Origin of the sequence: Microcoleus sp. bin48.metabat.b7b8b9.023 (assembly GCF_013299185.1) — a bacterium.
Classification (GTDB): domain Bacteria; phylum Cyanobacteriota; class Cyanobacteriia; order Cyanobacteriales; family Microcoleaceae; genus Microcoleus.
Map to the genome: position 1 here is coordinate 55730 of NZ_JAAFKG010000021.1, position 26149 is coordinate 81878.

Genomic DNA, 26149 nt, shown 5'->3' on the forward strand with positions numbered 1-26149 from the left:
TAAATTTTGCGTCCTGGACTAGCTAGATTAGGCCAAATGTCCAATGACTAACAGCAATATCTGGTTCATTATTAAAGAGAAACCCTTTATGCCCTTCCAAAAAATGATAAAAACCGCACCGCAGCTAAAAAAATATTACTCGCTAATTCCGTAAATACACTTAATTTTATGGTTGTGTTGCAGGGATTAAGGAAAAATTTCAAATACTTGATTTCCCAATAGTTAGGAAAACTTACAGTATTTTAACATCTTTAGAGTTGTTTTTAAGTCTTAACTCATCAAAAATTAAACTTATTCAAAAAAATGAAAGATCTAGTTCATATAGAAGAATCACAAAACACTAAATTGTTTAAATTCCTGCAACTATTATTGATAAAATTAACGGCAGCAGTCACCAGCAGACAGAAGGCAGAATGCAGTATGCAGTATGAAAAAACAATCAGCCTCGCGACGATCGCCCCAGGCAGTGTATTCTCAGTTGCGAGCGTGGTGCTGCTTGTATTAAACGGGTTGCTGGTAACAGGCGGAGGCGATGGTTTGTACAATAGCCAACTCGCCCTGGGATGTTTGGCCATAGCCAATATTGTGATGTTGGCGGTGTCGGCGCGATCGCACGCCTCTGCTGTCGCAGCCTGCAACTCGGATCGCCAATCCAGCAAGTTCAACCAGGGCGATCGATTTTTTCGCCTGTCGCCAGAGATGCTCTGCGTCGTTGGTTTTGACGGTTATATCAAGCACATCAACCCAGCAGCCGAAAAAATCCTCGGCTATTCTTCAGCCGAAATTGTGGGCAAACTCTTCATTGAATTCGTGCATCCAGACGATCGCGAAACTACTCTCAAAGAAGCTGAAAGGATTGCTGCGGGGAATAATATCGTTGGGTTTGAAAACCGCTGGCTGTGTAGCGAGGGGTATTACAAGTGGATAGCCTGGACTGCTAGCACTTTCAGTGAAGAAGAATTGATGTACGGTATCGGCCGCGAAATTACCGATCGCAAACTCGCCCAAGAGTCGCTCCAGCAGAGCAATTCTATCTTGCGTTCCGTGATTGAAAGCACGCCGGATGTCATTTTTGTCAAGGATATTCAAGGCTGCTACGCGATCGTAAATTCTGCCGCAGCTCAATTTTTTGAAAAACCTATCGAGGCAATTATAGGCAAAGACGATACAGAATTATTGCCTGCTGAAACAGCTCAAAAAATTATAGAGTTAGACAACAGGATCGTGACAACGGGACAATATTTAAATTATGAAGAAACTATCCCAAAGGAAGGAGAAAAAAGGACGCTACTAACCACAAAATGCCCTTGGAAAGACGCAGAAGGAAATATTATCGGTTTGATTGGCGTATCTCGCGACATCACCGATCGCAAAGCAATAGAAGCAGCACTACAAGAGAGCAACATCCTCTTTGAAAATGTCATAGAAAGTACAGGCGATCGCATTTTTGTCAAAGATATTCAGGGCCGCTACCTATTGGTAAATTCTCAGACTGCTGGCATTATCGGCAAGCCAAAATCAGAAATTATTGGCAAAATTGATGCAGAATTATTTCCGCTGGAGATTGCAAATGTCCTGGCGGAAAATGACCGCCGGATCTGGCAATCTGGGATTGAGGAAACCATCGAAGAAGTAGTAAAAGATAGTGAGGGCAAAATCTTGACATTTCTTGCTACAAAAAGCCCTTTGCGCGATCGCTCTGGAAACATCACGGGCGTGGTGGGAGTTGCTCGCGATATTAGCGATCGCAAACAGACAGAAGCCGCCCTGCGGCGAAGCGAAGAGCGGTTGCAGCTAGCTCTTTGGGGCTCCGACAGCGGAATGTGGGATTGGAATATAGTTACTGATGAAATGTATTGCAACCACGAGTACAGTGCTTTGTTGGGCTACGAACCAGAGGAACTACAAGCAAATGCAATCGGTTTGTCACAGCTAGTTTATCCCGACGATTTACTGGTATTGAACCAGAAATTAAATGCCTATTTGGAAAATTCAGAAAATGGCTATGCTGTTGAGCATAGAATGTTAGCTAAATCCGGCGAATTTAAATGGATTTTGGCGCGGGGGAAAGTCGTAGAAAGAGATGAAAATAATGCTCCGGTGAGAATGATTGGCACTATTTCTGATATTGGCGATCGCAAACAAGCCGAAAAAGCTCTCCAAGAAAGCGAGCAAAAATATCGGTGTTTAACTGAAGCCACCTCCCAAATTATTTGGGATACTACCGCCGCAGGCGAAGTTGTCGCCGAACAAACAGGATGGAGTGCATTTACGGGAGCGACTTACGACGAAATTAAAGGATGGGGGTGGCTCAATAACATCCATCCCGACGACAGAGAATATACTGCCAGGATGTGGTCTGAGGCACTTGCCGATCGCACCTTATTCGCAATAGAACACCGCTTGCTGCGGCACGACGGCGAGTACAGGTATATGAGCGTGCGCGGTATACCCGTATTGAATGCAGATGGCAGCGTTCGCGAGTGGGTAGGAGTACACGCTGACATAACCCCAGCCCGGCGCGCCGAGGCAGAAATGTGGCAGCAAAAAGAATTTCTGAGCAGCATCTACGACAGTGTGAACTACAGTATTTTCGTACTAGATGTCGGTGCAGACGGAGAATTTCGCTACGCCGGCTGGAATCGAGCAGCAGAGTTACTCGGTAACATCAGCAAGGAGGAAGGATGCGGCAAAACTCCAGAAGAACTTTTCCCAGCATCTACGGCAGCGTTTTTCCGGCAGAAATTAAGAGAATGCCTGCTAAAAAATAGCTCTCTTTCTTACGAAGAATCTGTTAGTCTTGAGACTCAAGAAGTCTGCTTTATCACAACTCTGACTCCGCTGCGAGATGAATTTGGGAAAATTTGTCGCATTGTGGGAAGTGCTACCGATATTACAGAACGCAAACAAGCCGAAGCACAATTGCGCGAACAAGAAGAATTTTTAAACAGCATCTATAACGGATCGAATCAAGTTATTTTCGTGGTAGATGTCGCCGCCGGAGAGTTCCGCTATGCAGGCTGGAATGCAGCTACAGAAGCATCCACAGGTATGTTGAGCGCTGATGTCAAAGGCAAAACTCCCGAAGAAGTGTTTCCCCCAGCAGTAGCAGCAGATTTTCGGAAAAGATACCTCGATTGTTTAGCCGCAGACAGCTCGATTTCTTACGAAAATAGCGCCGAATTGGCAGGTGTAGAAAATTGGTTTATCGTAACTCTGACGCCCCTGCACGATGCCTCTGGCAGCATCTACCGAATTATTGGTAATTCCACCGACATTACGGATCGAAAACTTGCAGAAGCAGCGCTGCAAGCTAGTCAGCATTTTGTTGAGCGCATTGCCGGTACCAGTCCGAATATTCTCTATGTTTACGACGAAATAGAGCAGCGAAATGTGTACGCCAACCGCGAAATCACCGACCTCCTCGGCTATACAGTTGCAGAAGTTCAAGAAATGGGCAGCAATCTGTTGCCGACAATTATCCACCCTGAAGATTTAGCTAAATTTCCCAGATATATCCAGCAAATAGAAAATGCTCCCGACGGCGAGGTGGTTGAGTACGAATATCGGGTGCTCGACAGACAAAATAGTTGGCGCTGGTTAGTCAGTCGCGATATTGTATTTAGCAGAACAGAGTCGGGCAAAATCCAGCAGCGTCTCGGTGTTGCTGCCGACGTTACAGATCGCAAATTCGCAGAACAAGCTTTAGCAGAACAATTGAAACTTTCTTCATTCACAGCAGATGTGGGAATAGCTCTGACTGAAAACCGCACTTTACCTGAAACTTTGCAAAACTGCACCGATGCAGTTGTGCGCCATTTGGATGCTGCGTTTGCTCGGATTTGGACGCTGAATGAAGAGGGAAATGTCTTGGATATGCAAGCAAGCGCGGGGCTCTATACTCACATTGACGGCGCTCACAGCCGCATTGCTTTCGGTGAATTCAAGATTGGCTTAATCGCCCGGGATCGACAACCTCACCTCACTAATTCTGTGCAAGAAGATGCCCGAGTCAGCGACAAAGAATGGGCGAAACGAGAAGGAATGGTGGCTTTTGCTGGATATCCGTTGATTGTTGACAATCAGTTGGTGGGAGTAATCGCCATGTTTTCTCGCCAGGAGTTAACGGAATCTACGCTGATTTCTTTTGCCTCAGTTGCCGATTCGATCGCCCTGGGAATCAAGCGCAAACAAATAGAAATTGCTCTCGCGGCTCAAAAGCAAACTTTGAGGGGAATTATTGACAATGCTCCCATCTGGGTGTGGATGGCAAATGCTAGCGGGCGGATGTTATTAGCCAACAAAACTTTCTGCGAAGATGTAGCTATTCCCGAAGAGCTGTTCTTAGCAGCCTCTCACTATTCCGAAGTTTTTGGATTAGAAGCATCTGCTAACTGCATGGTATCAGATGCACAAGCCTGGAGCCAAGATACTCCCTGTTATTCTGAAGAATTGCTCCAGTTGGTTGACGGTGAATACCACCAGTTGGAGATAATTAAAACTCAGGTCAAAGATGATTGCGGTAATGCGATCGGCTTGATCGGTTTGGGTTTGGACGTAACGAAACAAAAAGAAGCTCAAAGACAGTTGCAAGAGTCGGAAGCGAGATTCCGCAAATTAGCAGAGCAGGAAGCGCTGCTCAACCAACTAGCTAGCAACATCCGCGAATCTCTGGATTTAGACACTATTTTGGCCACCACTGTGCAGCAAATACGTGAATTGCTGCTGCTCGAACGGTGCATATTTATCTGGTATACAACCAACGAAACATCAGCATTTTGGAATGTAGAATACGAGGCAAAAAATGATGAACTACCTTCCTTGCTGGGTGTATTTCCGGCTAACATAACTGGTTCTCAAGCCGAGCGAATTGCAAATATTGAAATAATTCGGGTGGATGATTTTAAAAATGTTACCGATCCAGTAGAGCGGAATTTTTTCATGTCTATAGGATTACAGTCTCTGCTGGAGATTCCCATTCAGACATCTTCAGGTAAAATAGGGGTAATTTGCTGTAGCGCTTCTAGCAGCATCCGGTGTTGGAGCGATGAGGAAGTAGAACTGTTAGTGGCTGTGGGCAATCAATTGGCGATCGCCATTAATCAAGCCGAACTTTACGAAACATCTCGCCTCGTCGCCGCCGAAGCCAAAGCAGCAGCCATGAAGCAAAAATTGCTCAACCAGTTAGGCAGTCAAATCCGCGCTTCTCTCGATTTAGATACTATATTGGCAACGACTGTACACCAAATTCGCGACTTGCTGCAACTCGATCGCTGCTTGTTTATTTGGTATGTATCCGATGCCGAGATACCAGCTTGGGATGTCGTCCACGAAGCTAAAAATGATGACTTGGTCTCGCTTGTGGGTTATTATCCTGCTAACCTAACGGGGACTCTGGTACAAAAAATAGCCAAATCGGAAATCTGCCAGATAGATGATGTTTCAATTTGGAGCGATCCCGTAGAAAGAGAGTTCTTTTTGCAGGTGGGTTACAAATCTATGTTGGATTTGCCCGTCAAGAGTGCAGGGGGTTTAATTGGTGTTGTAGACTGCGTGGCTTGTCGCGAGATGCGGAGGTGGACACAAGACGAAGTGGATTTGCTATCGGCAATTTGCGATCAATTGTCGATCGCCATCAGCCAATCCGAACTCTACACGCAAAGCGTCGATTCAGCCCGAATGGCGCGAGAACAAACTGCCCAACTAGAAGCAACTCTGTGCGAACTTAAGCTTGCTCAAACCCAGCTCGTGCAAGCAGAAAAAATGTCGAGTCTAGGTCAGATGGTAGCAGGAATTGCCCACGAAATCAATAACCCAGTCAGCTTTATTTTCGGCAATCTTACCTACACAGAAGAATACACCACAAACCTGATGAAAATGCTGCAAATGTATCGAGATGAATACCCAGAACCACCTCAAGCTATTCAGGACGAAATAGACGTTTTAGAACTAGATTTCTTGCTAGACGACTTGCCGAAAATGCTGTCTTCGATGCAGGTGGGAGCCACTCGCATCCGGGATATTGTGCGGAGTTTGCGAAATTTCTCTCGCCTCGATGAAGCTGAGATGAAAAAAGTTAACATTCATGAAGGCATCGACAGCACGTTAATGATTTTAGAACACCGTCTGAAAGTTCAGCCCGATCGCCCAGCAATTCAAGTCGTTAAAGAATACGGACAATTGCCGCTGGTAGAGTGTTACGCCGGACAATTGAATCAGGTGTTTATGAATATTATAGCCAATGCAATTGACGCTTTACAAGAACCGCTTCCAAATCCGGCAATTATCCGCATTCGTACAGAGGTAGAAGGTAATTTCGCTGCGATTAGAATTGCTGATAACGGTGCAGGTATCACCGATAAAGTCAAGCAGCGGATATTTGACCCGTTCTATACTACAAAACCGATCGGTTCGGGTACGGGAATGGGCTTGGCGATTTCTCATTCTATTATTGTCGAAAAGCATAAAGGCGAAATCAAGTGTTTCTCTGTTGTGGGGAAAGGCACTGAATTTACGATCAAGATTCCGATTCAAAGAACAGAAAATTAAATAGGTTCTATAGGGTTAACTCTTAGGTACGTAGTTGCGCTTCAGCGCTCTTTCGGGTGCATCTGGCGCAAGGCGAATATATCCCTATGGGCTATAGCATGACCTCGGTGAATATGAGATGATAACTAATAACTTATATGCGGTCATGCTTCGCCCTCTTCCAAAACCAGATGCACCCGCTCTTTCATATGTATAAAAGCGCTGAAGCGCAACAACGTACCTTTATACAGTTGCGTAAATTCAGTTAATATGATATGAACAATCTAAAATCTGAAATCTGAAATCTGAAATCTGAAATGACATTACCTCCAGGCAATTTGGGTTTACCGCTAATTGGGGATACCCTCAACTTTTTACAAGATGCTCAATTCGCCAAAAAACGCCACCAACAGTACGGGCCAATTTTCAAAACCAGCATCTTCGGACAGCCTACCGTATTTGTGTCCGGCTCAGAGGCGAATTTGTTTGTTTTAAGCAATGAAAACCAGTATTTTGTTGTGAGTTGGCCTCCCAGCACGAAAGCGCTGTTAGGGCCGCTTTCCTTGTCGCTGCAAACGGGTTCCGACCACCAAAATCGGCGCAAGCTGCTGTACCAAGCGTTTCAACCGCGAGCTTTGGCTGGCTACATCGGCGGGATGGAAGATATCACGGGGCGCTATTTGCAAAGGTGGACACAAATGAGCGAGTTTGCGTGGTATCCCGAACTGAGGAATTATACTTTTGATGTTGCTTGCAAATTGCTAGTGGGGATTGATAATAGTTCGGAGAGTGAACTCGGTAATTATTTTAAAATTTGGTCTGATGGTTTATTTTCTGTTCCTTTAGATCTGCCTTGGACTCAGTTTGGAAAAGCCAAAAAGTGCCGCAAGTTGCTGTTAGCAGAACTGGAAAATATTATTCGCGCTCGACAGCAAGGAACTCCTAGCAAGAATGATGCTTTAGGTTTGCTGATTTGCGCTCGCGATGATGATGGCAATTCTCTGAGTTTGGAGGAGTTGAAAGATCAAGTGCTGCTGCTGTTGTTTACAGGACACTCGTCTCTAAGTTCTGCGATCGCCTCTTTTTGCCTTCTGCTGGCTCAAAACCCCGATGTGATGGCAAAAATTCGCGCCGAACAACAGCAGTTTTCGACCACTGAACCGCTAACTTTGGAACACCTCAAACAAATGACTTATTTAGAGCAGGTGCTGCGAGAAGTGCTGCGGTTGGTTCCGCCGTTGGCAGGCGGTTTTCGTCAGGTAATTAAGCCTTGCGAGTTGGGGGGCTACGAAATTCCTAAGGGTTGGATCGTGCTTTATGAAATAAATCAGACGCATCAAGATACCTCAGTTTATCCCGAACCCGATCGCTTTGACCCGGATCGATTCAGTTTGGAGCGATCGACAAATGCGAAACCTTTCAGTTACGTCCCCTTCGGCGGCGGTTTGCGGGAATGTTTGGGGAAAGAATTCGCGCGGCTGGAAATGAAACTGTTTGCGGCGAGGATGGTTCGAGAGTGCGAATGGGAGCTATTACCGGATCAAGATTTAAATTTAATCCTAGTACCGACTCCGCACCCGCGCGACGGTTTGCGAGTGAAGTTCCGGCGAAAAATTGCAGGTTCGTAGTGAGGACTTTAGTCCTTCTTCAGGTTCGTAGTGAGGACTTTAGTCCTTCTTCAGGTTCGTAGTGAGGACTTTAGTCCTTCTTCAGGTTCGTAGTGAGGACTTTAGTCCTTCTTCAGGTTCGTAGTGAGGACTTTAGTCCGCATCAACCAGAGGACTAAAGTCCTCACTACAAACTTTATGATGATTGTGCGATCGCCTACAATATTACAACTCCATCGGCCCCAAATACTTAGTCAAATAAGGCGAAAACACCTCATAAATCAGCGTCAGCGGCTTCCCGTGATGCCAAAACAAATAGTGTCGCCCCCAAAAAGGCCCCGACTGTTGAAAAGCCGACTCCAAGGCCACCGACTCACCGCAATAAATACCTTGCACATCGCGATACAACTCAGTTCGCAGGCGCGCTAAACTTGCCCAAATTGGCAAAGATTTATTTTCCAAATATTCATCTACGTGACTCGCTTCCCACCAAGAAGTCGCGTAGGCGAGGCGCTTTCCCGAAGCTGTACGCAGCCACACTTGACGGCGCAGGCGGGGCCCTGGAACCGCCACAATTTGTGCAGGCGCACCGTCTGCGCCTTCACCCACCAACGACATATCGATCACATCTACTTCTGTGGGTTCCCCTGTCAGCAGTTGCAGGTGACGGGTGGGGGAACCGTCGCCCAAAAGCAGTATTTGCCATGCCGGTGCTAGCTTGCTGTGGGGTAAACCCTTCTGTACTGCGTCTTGGGCTCCTTCCCACAGGGGGTTGAGAGCGTGCCAGGTTTGGCTGTTTTTGGGTGTAAATGTTGCAGTCAAGGGTCTTTACAAAACTTAATTTTTTGTTTATTATAGCGCTTCTGCAATTATGGAATCTAAAATCTAAAATTTACAATTAAGTGGGGATAGCCCAAAAATCGCCTTTCTCGTCCAGATGACCTATGGCTGCGATCGAGTTTGATAAGCTACTCGCCAGTTGTTTTACCAATTACCAATTCCTAATTACCAATTACCAATTACCAATTACCAATTACTAATCTGTACCTCACTCACTTGAGAATTTATATATATAGCCTTTCTCAAAAAGATGAGGTATCATTGACAGCTTATATAACTCCTGGACTAAGAGGGCTAAAGCCCAACAACATACCCGATCTTTCTGATAACCGCTATATGTTACGAATAAGCGAAATCAAACTCCCCTTAGATCGTGCTGAAGATGCGATCGCCAGCGCCATAGTCAAAAAGCTGCAAATTCCCCCCGAAGAATTGCTCAGCTACACCATCTTTAAGCGCAGCTACGATGCTCGCAAAAAAGCCGAAATAGTGCTTGTCTATATTGTGGATGTCGAGACAACACAGGAAAAGCAACTTCTCCAACGCTTCAAAAAAGACCCTCATGTCATGGTAACGCCAGACACGAGTTATCGCTATGTAGCCGAAGCCCCCAGCAATTTGACGATTCGGCCTATTGTGATCGGTACGGGGCCGTGCGGGATGTTTGCAGGGCTGATGCTGGCACAAATGGGGTTTCGCCCGATCCTTTTGGAACGCGGCAAAGCTGTGCGCGATCGCACCGCTGATACGTTTGGATTTTGGAAGAAAAAAACTGAATTCAACCCAGAATCTAACGCCCAGTTTGGCGAAGGCGGTGCGGGTACTTTTTCCGATGGCAAGCTCTACAGCCAAGTTAAAGATCCTCAGCATTACGGGCGCAAGGTGCTGACAGAACTTGTAAATGCGGGAGCTTCACCGGAAATTTTATATATTAATAAGCCGCATATTGGGACATTGAAACTGGTGGGAATTGTCCAAAAGATGCGGGCAAAAATTGAATCCTTAGGCGGAGAGATTCGGTTTCAAACTCGTGTGGAAGATATTCATATCGAAAATGGCAAAGTGCAGGGACTTACCACGGCGAGTGGAGAATATATTGCTAGTAATTATATAGTTCTGGCGGTAGGACACAGCGCCCGCGATACTTTTGAGATGTTATTCTCGCGCGGTGTTTACATTGAGGCTAAACCTTTTTCGATTGGTTTTCGGGTGGAACATCCCCAAAGTGCGATCGATCGCTGTCGTTTTGGCGATCGGGCGGGCCACAAGCTTTTGGGTGCCGCCGATTACAAACTGGTTCACCATTGTGCAAATGGTCGTTCTGTGTACAGTTTCTGTATGTGTCCCGGTGGTTTAGTAGTGGCGGCGGCGTCGGAACCGGGGCGACTTGTGACGAATGGGATGAGTCAATATTCTCGCAACGAACGCAATGCTAACAGCGGGATTGTGGTGGGTATCACGCCGGAAGATTATCCCGGTCATCCCTTGGCGGGAATTGAGTTTCAACGTCGCCTAGAAGAACGGGCATTTGAGTTAGGAGGTGGCACTTACAACGCTCCTGGGCAGCTTGTGGGAGATTTTTTGGCGAATCGCCCTTCGATCGCCCTAGGCACTGTGCAGCCTTCTTATACGCCCGGTGTTGTGATGACTGATTTGAGCGAAAGTTTGCCGGATTTTGCGATCGCAGCCATCCGCGAAGCACTTCCGGCTTTTGACAAACAAATTAAAGGATTTGCGATGGATGATGCGGTTTTGACTGGAGTGGAAACGCGCACTTCTTCACCAATTCGGATCAAGCGCAAAGACGATTATCAGAGTTTGAATACTGAAGGGCTTTATCCTGCGGGGGAAGGTGCGGGATATGCGGGTGGAATTCTGTCGGCGGGGATTGATGGAATTAAGGTAGCGGAGGCGGTTGCTTTGAGTATATTGCAATCTTCAAATCACAAAGTTTGACCTGATTTCAAGGTATAGCGCTTCTCAGAAAGATTAGGTATGTTGTTGGGCTTCAGCCCTCTTAGTGGAACTAATTATATAAGTTGTAGGGTGCGTCGCCCTGAAAAATTTCTGAATAAAGCCCACAATCTCATAGCGACGCACCTGATTTCTTTCATCGCCCTAGTAATATTAAATCCGGCTTTTCCGGAATGATTTAACCGCAGAGAACACAGAGGACACAGAGAGAGAATACAGAGATGAATCATACTGTTTGTAGGGTGCGTCGCCTGGGATAAATCTCTGAATAAAAGCCCACAATCTACAGGGCGACGCACCTGATTTCTTTCATCGCCCGAGTAATATCAAATCCGGCTTTTCCGGAATGATTGAACCGCAGAGAACACAGAGGACACAGAGAGAGATAATACAGAGATAGATCGTGCTGTCAACTGTCAACTGTCAAACAGCAGCTAAGCGGAAACGAATTTCCGTATCCGTATATTCTGGCGTCCAGCCGTCCGTAGTAGTAAAATAGCGCACAGCTTTAATTCTCCGGGGCGCTGTCAAATAAAACCAGTGTTCTGTATTCGCCGGTACGTTGATAAATTCTTCTGGCTGTACCGTAAGTTCAACTTGGCTGCCATCGGGCCGCACGAAGCCGAAAATGCCCTCGCCTGCTACGATGTAGCGCACTTCATCGTCGGCGTGGATGTGGCAGTTGTTGAATTTTGACAGCAGGGTGTCGAGGTTGGGAATGTCTGGATGCAGTACGATTAAGTCGCGGGATTGATAGCCTGCGGTTTCCTGGAGTTGTTGGAAGTAGCCGTCGAGGGCTTGCAAGACTTGCTCTTTTTCGGTGTCGCTAAGGGCATCTTTGGCTAATAAATTTTGAATTTCTGGATTTTCGCCCACGGGCCAGCGGTTGAGTTGAATGTTTAAGGGAGCGAGCTCGCGGGTAATGTCGCTCAGTTGAGTGTAGGTTGTACCGTTTTCGTGTCGCAGGATAGCCATTTTTGAACGTTCCAATTGTTGAGTGAGGCGATACAGAGGCACTTAGGAAGATTTTTGTCGATCGCGCCTGCTGCTGAAAAACCATTTTAACGCTAATTTGAACCGGCAAGATCCCTGTTCCACAAGAGATAATATTTATAAGTCAGGCGCCCGGTAGCAACCGCAGCGATCGGCATACTGATCTTACTCATGTAACTTTTGCAACAACTATGCCTACTTATACAGGAATTTCTAGCGAAGCTTTTCAGCATCCCCTCGATCGCCAGGCCGAGGCCGCATTACGCAGCGTACCTGGATTTGACTTAATTGCCAGCAAATTTGTAGAGTTTGTCTACGAACGACCGCAGTTCGTTTACCTAATGGGAAATAGCATCCAAGTCGGCCCGCGCCAATATGCCAGCATTTATCATATATTTCGGGAGTGCGTGCAGGATTTAGATATTTTTCCAGAACCGGGTTTGTTTGTGTCTCAGAATCCCGCTGTTAACAGCTATGCACTCGGGAAAAATCAACCCTATATAGTCTTAAATACAGGTCTTTTAGATTTGTTGGATGAGTCAGAAATCAAGACTGTTCTGGCTCACGAGTTGGGACACATCAAATGCGGGCATCCAACTTTAAATCAAATGGCGATGTGGGCGATGAGCATCGCATCAACAATTGGCGAGATGACTTTTGGGCTGGGAAATATTGTCGGCAGCGGTTTGATTTTCGCTTTTTATGAGTGGCGGCGGAAGGCTGAATTATCTGCGGATCGGGCTGCTTTGTTGGTGACAGATGATTTGAACTGTGTGATGAAGACGATGATGAAACTTTCGGGAGTTAGCAGTAAATATGCAGATCAATGCAGTTTGCAAGAATTTATCCGTCAGTCTGACAACTATCAAGATCTCGATCGCGACAATCTCAACCAAGTGTATAAATTTTTACTTTACAACGGCGGCCAAGGCGTGATGCTGAGTCACCCTTTCCCGGTTGAACGTTTGCGCTATTTGCGAGATTGGGCGACTTCCGAGGAATACCGGCAAATTAAGCTGGGGAACTACAAGCGGGCTGTGGCTGAGGGTGCGGTTGATGTCAAGTCTCAGGCATCTAACAGCGAGACGGAGGCTTTGCGCCGTCAGATTGAGGAATTGCAGCGGGAGATCGATCGACAAAAATCTAAGCAAAAATAAGTTGAGGATGTGCCGCAAGTACCTTGCGGCTGTCATTAGCGCCCTCAACCAGTGTTTGCGTAAGTCTTTGAAAATTTACCGGATTTGGGGGAGGGAGGAAAGTAAAAGGAAGACAGGCTGCGGATCTCCCATCCCGCTACCTCGCAATTATATTAGAGTGCGATCGTCCCCAAAAGCCATAGCCTGCACTCGCAACTCGCCTCCAATCTAGAAACTGTCCTCTTTTTTCTGAAATCTGTTTCTCAGAAGGTGTAGTTTAAATCTAGATAAGCTTATAACTCAATCGGGGCAAGAAAAAAATGATTATTGATAAAGCAATGAATACTCACAAACCAACTTCTAATTTTTTCGGGAATATCGGAAAAATTGCGATCGCCCTCAGCGTGCTAGCTGCCGGGATGGCATTTACAAATCCTCCGAGAGACAAATACCTAACCTATGCTTCCGGCGTACTCGAAACCGAGTTTAAAAACACCGTGCGTAATGATTCCCGCGTACCCAAAGCTTTGAGTGGCGTTGCAGAGACTTTTCTGACTTCCCAGCGCGGCTCGATCGAACACTTGCTCGACAATACAACGGAACGTCAGAACTTTGGCGTTGTCAGCATTTACACAACTCAACTAGGTAAAAAAAGCTATCAAACGGTTGGAGCTTTTGGCAATTTCGTTACCCTCCCACCTAGTTCGGCAAATGCTGAAAAGTAATGTCAAATTAAGTTAAATTATAGAAACCGGGCTTGCGATCGAACCCGGTTTTTACTTGTCAGAAATAATTGGTTTTAAGCCAGAACTTTTGTAACGGATAAATTAAAATCAGACTATTAGACCTCTTGAAAAAAAGTCTATAGCGGTTATCAGAAAGATTCGCGGACGTTGTTGGGCTTCAGCCCTCTTTCCGATATCCCAGCAAGAGCGCTAAAGCGCAACTACATACCTGGATTTAATAGACATCTTGCAAAAAAATCTATGTGATAATTAAAGATTTATAGCAATCCTAAATGATTGATGAAGATTGGTAGGGGTAGTGGATGGTGCGTGCCTACCCCATATCTATCGGGGCAACCTGGATCTTTAAGAGCCACTACAAAAATTATGTAAATGATGCGAGGACTACTATATCATCAAAATATTAAATTTTATTAAAGACGACAAGTTATTGTGCCACTTACTATTAAAATAAATAAGATAAATTTTTATGTTTGACAAATAAGCAGATGGCAATGCAATTAAGTAAGGGTGAGAGATTTAACCTCTCTCAAGAAGCGCCGGATTTAAAAAAAATGGCGATCGCCCTCGGTTGGCAGGTAACGGAGGCAGGACAAAGCTACGACATTGATGTCTCTGCATTTATGCTAGATTCGGACGGCAAATTACCTGACGATAATTGTTTTATCTTTTACAATAATCTGCAATCCTCTGACGGTTCCGTACTGCAATCGATTCCTGCAAACAGCCCAGGCAAAGAAAATAAGACTATTTACGGCATTATCTTAGAAAAAGTTAATCCTGAAATTGTGGAAATAACTTTTGTTGTCACTATTCACGAAGCAGATAAAATCAATGCAAGTTTTAGCAATATCAGAAATAGTTTTATCAAAATTATCAATTTGGATACCGGAATCGAACTTGTCCGGTATGAATTAACAGAGAATTTTACGCTAGAAACTGCTTTAGAATTTGGTCGTTTGTATAGAAAGAATGGAGAGTGGAGATTTCAGGCGGTAGGAGCGGGATATCAAGCTGGATTGAAGAGTTTTGTTGACAAGTATTGCAGGTGAAATAGCAGTAAGTTAGAAACCGGGTTGTGTAGAAATCTCGGTTTTTACTTACGTAATTATATCTAAGTAAATCTCAATAAATTCAGATACAGGCAGAATCTATTTTTAATCTTACCTGCTCTTCTGAGCCAAAATATTAAATTTTGTTAAGACAAAAAGTTATTGTGCCATTTAATATTAATATGAGCGTTATAAAGTTTTATGTTAAACAAATAAGCAGATGGCAATGCAATTAACTAAAGGTGAGAGCTTTAATATATCTAAAGCAGCACCGAATTTAAAAAAAATGGCGATCGCCCTCGGTTGGCAGGTGACAGAGGCAGCACAAAGTTACGAGATTGATGTCTCTGCGTTTATGCTAGGTTCTGACGGCAAAACACCTAACGATAAATATTTTATCTTTTACAATAATCTGCAATCCTCTGACGGTTCGGTACTGCAATCAATTCCTGAAAAAAACAATCGAGGTCAAGAGAACAAGACTATTTACGGCGTTATTTTAGATAAAATTAATCCTGAAATTGAGGAAATAATTTTTGCTGTCACTATTCATGAAGCACAAGAAGTCAAGGGAAATTTTAGCAATATCACAAATAGTTTTATCAAAGTTTGTAATTTGGATACAGGAAGCGAACTTGTTCGGTATGAATTAAAAGAGAATTTTTCCAGAAAGACTGCTGTAGAATTGGGTCGTTTGTATAGAAAGAATGGAGAGTGGAGATTTCAGGCGGTAGGACAAGGATATCAGGCAAGATTGCATAGTTTTGTTGACAAGTATTGCAGCGGAAATAGCAATGATATTGCTCCGATTACTAACGAGTTGACAGCGGGAACAGCAGCCGATGATTTGCAGTTGCCGGCTTGGGATTTGGACGTGGAGTCAGAACCGGAACCTTCCGGCGAGACGGGGAGTTCGCTACGATCGCAAATTAACACTCAAATTAATTCGAGAAGCCGTAAGATACCCGCAGCTTTATTAGCAGGTTTAGGGGTTTTTGTGTTGGGGACAGGTGCAGGTGCGATCGCCTTTATGCGATCCGGAAATGAAACGCACAAGCAAGCGAAAATACTGGAAGTTGAAACGCAGAATGCAGCGCAAGCAACCGATGTAAATCTGCTCAGAAGTTTCGATAAACGACTGAAAGAAACGATCGCCAATTTAGAGAAAATTCCTAACTTCCCCGGCTTTGGGTATCAACAGGCTAGAGCAGATTTGCTTAAACTGCGCCCTAGTTTGGTTGCTGTAGAGCGAAATTTACAGGCGGCAGAAAGTCTAGAAAAAGCTCAAAAATTGGCGATGGAAGCTGCTGTACTCGTGCAAAAACCGCCTCATCCGATGGAAGTTTGGCATCAGTCGCAAAATAAATGGCAACAGGCGATCGCGCTTTTAGAACCGATCGAGTCACGGACACCTGTTTACAATTTAGCTCAAAATAAGTTATCTAATTACCGGGCAAATCGCGCTGTTATCAGTCAAAGACTGGCGATCGCTCAAAAAGCTGCAAATTTCAGCAACCAAGGTTCTCTGAAAATTCAAAAGGGAGATGTTCCCGGGGCGATCGCAAATTTCAATCAGGCTTTAGGACTGAATCCCAACATCCCTCAAGCTTATCTCGGATTGGGAATTGCCAGTTCCAAGCTGGGAAACAAGCAGCAGGCAATTTACCATTACGATCGAGCGCTGCAATTCAATCCTAACTTGGCAGAAGCTTATTTCGGTCGCGGTCAAGCATACTATGAATTGGGAGACAAGCAAAAGGCGATCGGGAATTACGAACAAGCTATTCGCGTTAATTCTGATTATGGTTTGGCTTATTTGGAACGAGGTGCTATTCGCTGTATGCTGGGAACTAGATCGCAAGCAGTAGCAGACTTTAACAAAGCAGGAGAACTTTTCTCAAAGCAGGGAGACGGAAATAATCACCAATTAGCAAAAAGCTTTATTAATAAGTGTCAAGAACCGACTGCACAGGCTGTAATCTGCGATTATCGAAGGAATATAGACTCCTTGGGGCGACCCTGCGGTCGGTCTGTTAATGTTCCGATTATAATTAAAAGAAAATCCGCTATCGCTGGATCGAACTCTGACTCTACTGATGTTAAAAGCAGTAGCAGCGCTGAAAAAATCTCACCTGACAATTCTGATAGCAGCAGCACAAGAACTCGCAGCAGGAGAAGAAGTAAAAGGTAAACTTCAGTCGCGTTAGTTCATAGATACCAAAATGTGCTGGTAAGCTTCGATGGTTTGTCGGGCGATCGCCTCCCAGTTATAATACTTTTTAGCATAAGCTTGCCCGTTCAAGCCCCTGCGCTGCCTTTCCTCTGATGCCAGGAGGGCTGATGCGATCGCGCGGGCGAGATCCCCTACCTCCAGAGGTACCACCCACCCAGCCTCCGCTTGCTGGATGTCTTCGCAGATATAAACGCGATCGGAAATAACAACAGGTACACCCGCAGCCATCGCTTCTGCTACAGCAATCCCAAAGTTTTCATAATAAGAAGGCAACACAAATAAGTTGGCTTTTCTCAAAATTTCAGCTTTTGAATCACCGCTAACAAAACCCGTTATTGTCGTAAATTTTCCTAAACTTGATTTTTTTATTTGGACTTTAATTTGGTTTTCGTAATCGGCATCTTGGGGATTAGAACCTGCTAAAATAAAGTTAAATTTTATACCATCTGCTAAAATACCTTCCAGTGCCGGAATTAGCAAGTCTAATCCTTTTTTGCGATCGATTCGCGACATGAATAAGATTATTGGGATTTGAGGAGTGGTCAATATATCACCAGGATAAGAATTAGCTACAGAAAAGTTTGTAGTAAGGACTTCAGTCCTTCCTCCCCCAGCCTCTGTTAAAAATGGGGAGACAGGAAAAGCGCGATCGAAATCAGCCGTCACCCCCAATGGAATCACCAAATCTCGTGGCACAGACATCTTACTTGTGCTATGCAAACCAAACCTTTTTGAAACTTTAGCTTCTTGCTTGCTAGTAAAATGAATTGCTGCCGCACCTGCTAAATTAGGTCGTTCTAAAAGTGTAGCATAAACCTGTTTTAAAAGCTTTTTCTTCTGCAAATCTGCGGGGTCAAGCATACCGCAGGGCCGGATAATATACGGTAACTTGTGATATCTGGCAATTGTCGCGGCGAAAGTAGTTACTGGCGAGAACAAAGCATGAATGTGAGCGAGGTCAAATTGCCGCGCATTCTCATTCAACCACTGCAACAAACTCAGAGAAAACTTATATCTGCGAAACGGAGAACAGCGGAAATAAATAATCTCATAGCCGTTTTGTGCGATCGGTATATTTAACGGCACATCTAAAGGATCTTGACCGATATCTCCGTTAGAATCTGTAGTGATAATTGTGACATCAATGCCTTGGGAAGCGAGGGCGGCAGAAAGCCCCAATACCATTTGACTCGGGCCGCCGTAGACGAGAGAAATTGAGGGGATAATTTGAAGGATTCGCATGATTAGTGCTTGGTCTTAGTTGCGGTAGCTGGTTGTGTTATTATATAAAAAATTGCAAGATTTGCACTTTATACTAATTTAGGCGATCGGAGGCAAGTTATGCTGATTGGATTCAGCGTCGGCAACTACAAATCTTTTAAAGAAACTGTCACCCTCAGCATGGTAGCTTCGTCAATTACGGAGGACGATCGAGAGCTTGACGAAAATAATGTATTTGAAATCAATCATAGATTGAAATTGCTAAAAAGTGCTGCTATTTATGGAGCAAATGCCAGCGGCAAAAGCAATCTTATTGCTGCTGTTAACTTTATGAAGTGGTTTGTCCTTAACTCATCCAAAGAAACGCAAGTTTCAGAGGCGATCGATATTGAAGCATTCAGGCTAAGCACAGAGACAGAAAAAGAGCCATCCTTCTTTGAAATAGTTTTCTTGCTAGAAGGCAAAAATTTTAGATATGGTTTTGAGATTAATTCTGAACAGGTTGTTGCTGAGTGGTTGTTTCAAAGTGATGAAGATTCAGAAACAATGCTTTTTGAACGGAATTTTGACAGCTTTATATTAGATGATTTCCCGGAAGGGCAAGGTATTAGCAATAAAACCAGAAATAATGCTTTATTTCTTTCTGTTGTCGCACAATTTAATGGTAAACTTTCTGGCAAAATTCTGCTGTGGTTCAGTAAAACTTTGCAATTGATATCAGGCTTGCAAGATAGGCAATACCGCAAGGAAACTTTAGAGTCTTTTGAGAACGATCGCCACAGGCATGATATTATTGAATTTATCAAAAAATTAGACTTGGGTATTGCTGATATCCAAATCATAAATAAACCTGTATTTATTATTTCCCAGAACACCGCATCATATGGTGGTTCATACGGTAGTTTATATCCTACTTCTGAAAGTAAACCAGCCGTAAAAACAGTTCATCGGAAATATGATGCTGACGGTAAGCAGACTGCTATAGAAATATTCGATATTGAAAAGCATGAGTCTGAGGGAACAAACAAATTGTTTGCATTAGCAGGGCTGCTTCTCGATACTTTGAGGAGAGGAAAAATTTTATTCATAGATGAACTTGATGCCCGACTTCATCCGTTGATTACTCGTGAATTAATCTGCTTGTTCAATTCTAACGAGACTAATCCCCACAACGCACAGCTTATATTCACGACACACGACACAAATCTGCTCAGCAGCAAGGCTTTTCGCCGAGATCAAATATGGTTTACCGAGAAAGACAATAAGGGCGCTACTGATTTGTACTCTTTAGTAGAGTATAAAGTAGGAAAAGATGCCTCATTTGAGCGCGATTACATCATCGGTAAGTATGGCGCTATCCCTTTTGTTGGTAATTTCAAAGAACTTCTAGGTGAACTTTATGCCTAAAAAAAGTTCGTCCAGAAGAACTATTGATTACTCTAAAAGAAAAGTTAAAAATAGAAGATGGTTTTTAATCGTGTGCGAAGGTGAAAAAACAGAACCCAACTATTTTAGAAGTTTCGCGGTAGACACAAAGGTAATCAAGCTTGATATCAAGGGAGAAGGGAAAAATACGAAGAGTTTAGTAGAAAAAGCTATTGAGTTAAAAAATGACTCAGAATACGACGAAAGCGATCGATTTTGGTGTGTCTTCGATCGCGATATTAACGGTAAAAATTCTAACGACGCGCAAAATTTTAATGCAGCTATGACTCTTGCCAAAAATAACGGCGTTAAAGTAGCGTACTCCAATGATGCTTTTGAACTTTGGTATTTACTACACTTCCATTTTTATAATACTGGAATTTCTCGCAAGGATTATCAAAATATGTTGACGAAGTTGCTCGAACACGAGTATCAGAAAAACAGTGAAACGATTTATGAGGAACTGAAAAATAAACAACAGGATGCAATTAAACACGCAAAACGGCTTTTAATGGAATACGATCGCCCTAATCCTGAAAGTGATAATCCTTCAACAACTGTGCATCTGCTAGTGGAAGAACTTAATAGTTTTATTCCTAAGAGTTGATGAATTTTGACAGGATATATAGCCTTTGTCAAAAAGATGAGGTATGACTGGCAGGTTGTATAACCGCTGAAACCAAGAGGGCTGAAGCCCAACAACGTCCGCGAATCTTTGTGAGAACCGCTATAGCCTTTGTCAAAAAGATGAGGTATGACTGACAGCTCATATAACCAGTTTAATTAAGAGGGCTGAAGCCCAACAACGTACCTCATATTTCTGAGAACCGCTATACCTTAAATCTACTTGGTATTAGCACAATTTGACTTCTTCTCATGAGTCTGTGTGTCCCATAGATGCGCGAGATAAAATTTATCCGATCGGACTAACTCAAGAGTGTTGTGATACGATCGAGAAAGATTAATCATGGAGAATACCAAAAATGACTGTTCATTTTTAAGTAGCTTTAGGAGTTGAATCAAAAATGGCTAAACAATCTCTCTCATTGATTGTGATACGATCGAGAAAGATTAATCATGGAGAATACCAAAAATGACTGTTCATTTTTAAGTAGCTTTAGGAGTTGAATCAAAAATGGCTAAACAATCTCTCTCATTGATGCCGATCGCAATTTCGATGTTAGCCGCCATTGGTTATCCGACAACCAATGCAGCCGCTACCGCCGAAGTATCGCCATTACAGGCAACAGCATCAGCCACAACCGTCGCACAGAATCCCACTCCCAGCGACACGAATGAAAAGCTTCCTGACGTGCCGGCAAAGCTACAAGTCCCTGCTGGTAATACTTTGGTCTCCCAAGTGTCAGCCAAAGGCGTGCAAATTTACGTGTGTCAACCCAAAACTGGCGATCGCACTCAATTTGAATGGACATTAAAAGCACCGGAAGCTGATTTATTTAATGCAAGTGGTGCATTAGTTGGCAAACATTACGGTGGCCCAACTTGGGAGTATACTAAAGACAAGAGTAAAGTCGTTGGCGAAGTAAAAGAACGTGTAGATTCGCCCGATCGCACTACCATTCCTTGGGTGCTACTAAGTGCCAAAAGCAATGAAGGTAACGGCTTCTTTAGCAAAGTTACCTACATCCAGCGCGTGAATACTAAAGGTGGCAAAGCCCCAGCTACCGGATGCGATTCTTCAAAACAAAATAGCACTACCCGCGTGGATTACACAGCAGATTACTACTTCTTTGCTGCCAAGTAATACCCTTGTTATAGCCTTTCTCAAAAAGATGAGGTATAACAGACAGTTTGCAAAACCAGTAAACTCAGAGGGCTAAAGCCCAACAACGTACCTCATCTTTCTGATAACCGCTATATACCATTTATCTAACATTGTGCAACACTCTTCGACCCCCCCCCTAGCCCCCCCATGAATCAGGGGGGGGACAAGAATACTGTTATTTGTTGAAAATTGGTATTAAATCGTTTCCGGTTGCATCGGTATTGTTTAAAGCGTTATACCAATTTAATGTGAAGTTGCACATATCCGGATCCCCCTAAATCCCCCTTAAGAAGGGGGACTTTGAGTAACTCTTGTCCCCCCCTTATTAAGGGGGGTTAGGGGGGATCAGATTCTATGCAGCTTCACACAAAAATGGTATTAAAAATCAAGTGTCAACTGTCAAGTGTCAACATCATTTCGGTGCAACCGGAATTGATACAAATAAGCCAAGTGCGTCGCTATGAGATTGTTGATATGTAGTTAGGAATTTTTCTTCATGGCGACACACCCTACAACTTCTACCTTCTGCTACAAAAGTTGTTTGTAAAAATCTAATAACTGCTCGGCTAAGGCTTGATTTGTATAACTTGTCATAACTTTATAATAACCCCGATCGCCCAAATCAACAGCCAAATCCCGCGATTCCATCAATTGCTGCAAACAATCTCGCAAAATCCCTGCATTTCCCTCGGGGAAGACTAACCCGGCATCGCCGATAACGTGGGGAATTTCGCCGCAATCGGAACCGATAACCGGGATTTTACAAGCCATCGCTTCAATTAAAACATGACCAAATTGTTCTTTCCAGCCCACGGTAGTCAAAGTTTTGAATTTATAGCTGGTTTGCGAGGGCAATACCAAACAGTTCATTAAGTTCATGTAAGGTGGAATTTCTTCATGGGAAACGCTTTCTACCCAGATTATTCGATCGCTGATGCCCCATTCTATACATTTTTGTTCCAGGTGCGATCGCAATTTTCCTTGTCCTACTAACAACCACTTCCAAGAAAGTTGTTTCAATCCTGCTAATGCTTCAGCTAAAGTTAGCAGTCCTTTTTCTTCGACAAATCGCCCTACAAATCCTACCACAAAATCTGTTGGTTTAATGCCGAATTTTCGGGACAGCTCAATATCTTTAGCAGCAGGCACAAACAATTTTTCGTCTACTCCTAGTTGGGGCATTACTGCCATCGCACCTGTGTAGCCCCGCTGGTACAAAATTTTAGAGCCATCTAAATTGCCGGCAATAATTCCGTCGGTATTCTGAAGATTGCAATTTTCTAATACAGAAATAGGCCATTTCAATTCATAGGATAGGTTCCACCAGGTAAATAATATATTTTTTGCTTGGAGTCTGAGTAATTTGTTGAGTATAATTAATTGGCTGTAGGCTAGGGATTTTGAACCTTGTTCGACTTGGATAATCTGCGGCTTGAATTCCTGTAAAAGTCTAATTATATCTGTACCAAATGTTAGCAATCCTTGATTGTTTTGACTGAAGTTGGAGATGGGAACTATTTTAAATGAGTCTTCTTGATAAAATTTGGTTTCGATGATTTTATTTTGTACGCCTCCGGGTTTCCAGCGTCGCGGCACTACAATTGTTACTTCTATATCGGGTTCTAGGTTGGCTAATATTTTGAATTTTTCCCGATTTATGTCAACTATATAGGTGTGGCTGGCAACGAGGATTCTCATTTATTGGGCATTGGGAATGGGGCATTGGGAATGGGGCATTGGGAATGGGGCATTGGGAATTAATTCATAAATTATTTAGGGTTGATTTTGTCTTGATTTGTGTAAATTTGTCCGTCATTCCAGAGCGATTTGATGAGTGTATGGAGGGCGCTAATCAAGCCGAGGATATAAAAATTAAGTCGAATAATGATTTTAATGGGCGATCGGCTTTTATGACAAGGCGGCTTCCCCAAAACGTGGCAGTCAAAAAGTTTGGCAAAAAATCGCAGGCATTGAAAGACGGTTAAATTTTTCAATCCCATGAGGAAGTGGTTGTGATAAAATGTGATTTGATATTCGATCGATCGCGTGCTGACATCGTGACATCCGCCGCTTTCTTCCCCCAAGTGAACTAAACAAGCACTGGGATCGTACCAAATTTTCATGCCAGTCGATCGCAATCTCAAACAAAAATCCGACTCCTCCCGCACCGCACTCCCTACAAACCGCTCGTCAAACGTCAAACCCCACTCGGTAAAAACCTGCCGCCGAAACGACATATTGCAGCCTCTAGCCGAGAGTACCTGCTGCGGTTGTACCGTATGCACCAAATCGATAAAATACCAAGCAATGCCCGGATCCATGGCTTCTGGGGGCAAAAAGTCGATCGTCAAATCGCCTCCAGAATTACCGAGTTTCATTCTGTCAAAAACCCTGCCCGCCACACATCCCACATCCGGTTTTGCTAAATAATTGCCAGCATGAGCCGCCAAAAAACCATCCGGCAATTGTACATCATCATCAATAAATAAAATAATCTCTCCCACAGCGCGCCGCACTGCATAATTTCGAGCTCCCGGTAAACTCGCCCAATCTACCGGAAACCACCGAATTTTCCCCGCAGTTGCCAATTCCTCTAAATAAACTCCAGTTTCCGATTCGTGAGTGCGAGTTTGATCGATTACCAGCACTTCAAAATCTGGGTAATTTTGCCGAATCACGTCAGCCAATGTCTCTCGCAGGGGTTGCTCGCGGTTGTAGGTAGGTATCACAACAGAAATCATCATTCGCAGTTACCACTTTCATTATTTCTCTAAACGCCAAAGCCACACATCGCCCGGTTTGTAAATTGGTGTGATTTTATATTTTTGCACTTTTTCTAGTTCAAATCGTAATAGCTCGGTGCTTCTGTAGAGAAATACATCGCTAAAACCGTCGGGAATTTTAACTTGCTCGGGTTTCACTGCTAGCAAAAGCTCTACTTGTGGCTTCAGCAAATAGCTGACAGACAGTATTTTTCCGGTGATGTTGTTGCCTCCGTGACATATCACTAAAGGTTTTTGGGCTTGATTGACAATCGCTGCTATTGCTGGATTGTGTTTAGTGCTGGAAGGATACTTGTTCCACCAAAGTTGTGACTGCGAGCTAACTGCACAAGAAACTATTTCACTCGATATTATGGCTATTAAACCGAGCTGCCAGAGTTTTTGTCGTGGATTGTTGGCGGTGGCAATTTTAGCGGTAAAGAGGTAAGCAACAGCTAGCTGGATTCCTAAAATATAGGGAACTAGATAGCGATCGGCAACGCCTCCCACTGCTATTAATACTATCGCTGTAATTCCGATTGCTGTCAAGACAAACAGCGAAACTCGTTTGGGAGTTGAGTAGCAAAGCAAATAGATTGAATGTGCGATCGCTAATATTAATAGAACTGCTACAATCAGTCTGATTGAATCAGTAGTAGTATTGCCAGAACCTAATTTGATGATTCCACCTGCCCAATGGGTGTCAATAAAAATTCTACAGGTAATAATAAATAAAGGTTTAAGTGAAGATAGGGGCGAAAGAGAAAGATGGGGCAAACCTACTGTTGCAGCGATTCTGGGCGAGTTATTAACTAATACGAAAATCCAAGGGGCGAAAATGAGTGTTGCTGTCGCTGAAGCTAGTAAATAAGCAATTAATGTTTGGCGAAACCGCAAATTTTCAGTTATAATTACGTAGATACCGTGGGCTAATATTACTAAAAAAAATAATAAACTAGAATAGAGTCCTACAGTCAGGGCGATCGCATAAATCAACCAAACGGCTTGGCTCAATTTAGATGTAGATTTAGATGTATATTTAAATGTAGATTTAAATGTGGCGGTAGATTTTTGTAGGGCGATCGCCCGCAGCAGAATGGCATTCGACAGCAAGACGAGGACAGCAAACATCATATACGGCCTTGCCTCTTGCGCGTACAAGACGTGAAAAGGCGACACAGCCACGATTGTCACAGCCATCCATCCCGCACGCGCAGAGCGAAATAATTCCCAACACAGCCAATAAACGCTGGGAAAAATCAACAAACTCATCCAAGCTGAAAGACTTCTGACAGTTGCCACTTCCGGGCCGAACCACTGCACCCAAAATCGGGCTAAAATAAAATATAGCGGCGGTAGTTGAGGTTCTTCTGTAGCTAAACCTTTAACTGTATCCAACCAACTTTTTTCGGGATTTATCTGCTGGTATTTCCGCTGCAAATCTTGAACGCTAATTGTTTTTCCTTGAAAATCTTGCTGTACCATTTCCGTCCAGGTGTAGCCAGAAATTCGCAGCGAGGTGATAGATTCGTCGAAGGAGTAGACTTTGCGATCGAGGTTTGTAAATCTAAAAAATATCCCCGTTATTAATATGACGACAATTAAAAATTTTAACCAAGTTTGGTGTAACCGCCCATTTTTAATTGATTTGCTGTTCATAAAATCAGAAATGGGGAATTGAAGAAAGAAGAAGTTAGCGCTCTATTATAGAGGCAACAAGTCTGAGTTAACAAGAAGTAAAAAGTGGTTTCAATATCCCTATATTTTACTAGATGATTCTCACCATTGGTGTCAACTCAATCTCAAGCCTAGTATTTGCCTAATGTCGATCGCCGAAACCTAGATC

At 43.7% G+C, this 26149-nt stretch carries 17 protein-coding genes; 11 read left to right on the forward strand and 6 right to left on the reverse strand.

What is annotated here, in order from left to right:
- Window positions 1-303 precede the first annotated feature (303 nt).
- Window positions 304-6549 (forward strand): PAS domain S-box protein, encoded by a 6246-nt coding sequence (locus QZW82_RS14190; RefSeq protein ID WP_293149162.1) that lies wholly within the window; start codon window positions 304-306, stop codon window positions 6547-6549.
- Between the two features lie 296 nt (window positions 6550-6845).
- Window positions 6846-8156 carry a cytochrome P450 gene (locus QZW82_RS14195; protein ID WP_293149163.1) on the forward strand — a complete coding sequence of 437 codons (1311 nt, stop codon included), beginning with the start codon at window positions 6846-6848 and terminating at the stop codon, window positions 8154-8156.
- Between the two features lie 204 nt (window positions 8157-8360).
- Here QZW82_RS14195 and QZW82_RS14200 read toward each other — a convergent pair whose 3' ends face one another.
- A complete protein-coding gene (locus tag QZW82_RS14200; RefSeq protein WP_293149164.1) occupies window positions 8361-8957 on the reverse strand; it encodes a chorismate lyase in 597 nt (198 codons plus the stop codon).
- Window positions 8958-9311: 354 nt separating this feature from the next.
- Here QZW82_RS14200 and QZW82_RS14205 point away from each other — a divergent pair, with 354 nt between their 5' ends.
- Window positions 9312-10931 (forward strand): NAD(P)/FAD-dependent oxidoreductase, encoded by a 1620-nt coding sequence (locus tag QZW82_RS14205; protein ID WP_293149166.1) that lies wholly within the window; start codon window positions 9312-9314, stop codon window positions 10929-10931.
- A 441-nt stretch (window positions 10932-11372) separates the two neighbouring features.
- Here the strand turns inward: QZW82_RS14205 and QZW82_RS14210 are convergent, their stop codons facing one another.
- Window positions 11373-11924 (reverse strand): acireductone dioxygenase, encoded by a 552-nt coding sequence (locus QZW82_RS14210; RefSeq protein WP_293149222.1) that lies wholly within the window; start codon window positions 11922-11924, stop codon window positions 11373-11375.
- Window positions 11925-12133: 209 nt separating this feature from the next.
- On the opposite strand from QZW82_RS14210, the gene QZW82_RS14215 reads away from it, so the two are divergent.
- The 4 genes from QZW82_RS14215 (at window position 12134) to QZW82_RS14230 (ending at window position 17067) form a co-directional block, all read left to right on the forward strand.
- Window positions 12134-13099, forward strand: a complete 966-nt coding sequence (locus QZW82_RS14215) for a M48 family metallopeptidase (protein WP_293149168.1) — start codon at window positions 12134-12136, stop codon at window positions 13097-13099.
- 299 nt (window positions 13100-13398) lie between these two features.
- Window positions 13399-13803: a DUF4359 domain-containing protein gene (locus QZW82_RS14220; protein ID WP_293149171.1), complete on the forward strand. Its 405-nt coding sequence runs from the start codon at window positions 13399-13401 to the stop codon at window positions 13801-13803.
- Between the two features lie 515 nt (window positions 13804-14318).
- Window positions 14319-14876 (forward strand): TerD family protein, encoded by a 558-nt coding sequence (locus tag QZW82_RS14225; protein WP_293149173.1) that lies wholly within the window; start codon window positions 14319-14321, stop codon window positions 14874-14876.
- A gap of 226 nt (window positions 14877-15102) precedes the next feature.
- On the forward strand, window positions 15103-17067 hold the full coding sequence (locus QZW82_RS14230; RefSeq protein WP_293149175.1) for a TerD family protein: 1965 nt from the start codon (window positions 15103-15105) through the stop codon (window positions 17065-17067).
- Between the two features lie 12 nt (window positions 17068-17079).
- Here the strand turns inward: QZW82_RS14230 and hpsP are convergent, their stop codons facing one another.
- A complete protein-coding gene (gene hpsP / locus QZW82_RS14235; protein WP_293149177.1) occupies window positions 17080-18351 on the reverse strand; it encodes a hormogonium polysaccharide biosynthesis glycosyltransferase HpsP in 1272 nt (423 codons plus the stop codon).
- 99 nt (window positions 18352-18450) lie between these two features.
- Between hpsP and QZW82_RS14240 the strand changes: the two genes are divergently transcribed.
- The 4 genes from QZW82_RS14240 (at window position 18451) to QZW82_RS14255 (ending at window position 22021) form a co-directional block, all read left to right on the forward strand.
- Window positions 18451-19737, forward strand: coding sequence for an ATP-binding protein (locus QZW82_RS14240; RefSeq protein ID WP_293149179.1), 1287 nt, complete (start codon window positions 18451-18453; stop codon window positions 19735-19737).
- Entirely contained in the window at window positions 19730-20362 is a 633-nt protein-coding gene (locus QZW82_RS14245; protein ID WP_293149181.1) for an RloB family protein, read from the forward strand. The genes QZW82_RS14240 and QZW82_RS14245 overlap by 8 nt, the downstream gene beginning before the upstream one ends.
- A 528-nt stretch (window positions 20363-20890) precedes the next feature.
- The gene (locus QZW82_RS14250) at window positions 20891-21520 is read left to right on the forward strand and encodes a DUF3455 domain-containing protein (RefSeq protein ID WP_293149183.1); all 630 of its coding nucleotides are present in this window, start codon (window positions 20891-20893) and stop codon (window positions 21518-21520) included.
- 375 nt (window positions 21521-21895) lie between these two features.
- Window positions 21896-22021: a hypothetical protein gene (locus QZW82_RS14255; protein ID WP_293149184.1), complete on the forward strand. Its 126-nt coding sequence runs from the start codon at window positions 21896-21898 to the stop codon at window positions 22019-22021.
- 48 nt (window positions 22022-22069) lie between these two features.
- Here QZW82_RS14255 and hpsO read toward each other — a convergent pair whose 3' ends face one another.
- From hpsO to QZW82_RS14270, 3 genes are all read right to left on the reverse strand, one after another.
- Window positions 22070-23239, reverse strand: a complete 1170-nt coding sequence (gene hpsO, locus QZW82_RS14260) for a hormogonium polysaccharide biosynthesis glycosyltransferase HpsO (RefSeq protein ID WP_293149186.1) — start codon at window positions 23237-23239, stop codon at window positions 22070-22072.
- A 71-nt stretch (window positions 23240-23310) separates the two neighbouring features.
- The gene (gene hpsN, locus QZW82_RS14265; protein WP_293149188.1) at window positions 23311-24285 is read right to left on the reverse strand and encodes a hormogonium polysaccharide biosynthesis glycosyltransferase HpsN; all 975 of its coding nucleotides are present in this window, start codon (window positions 24283-24285) and stop codon (window positions 23311-23313) included.
- Between the two features lie 18 nt (window positions 24286-24303).
- Complete coding sequence (locus QZW82_RS14270) at window positions 24304-25962, reverse strand: hypothetical protein (RefSeq protein WP_293149190.1); 1659 nt, start codon at window positions 25960-25962, stop codon at window positions 24304-24306.
- Window positions 25963-26149 lie beyond the last annotated feature (187 nt).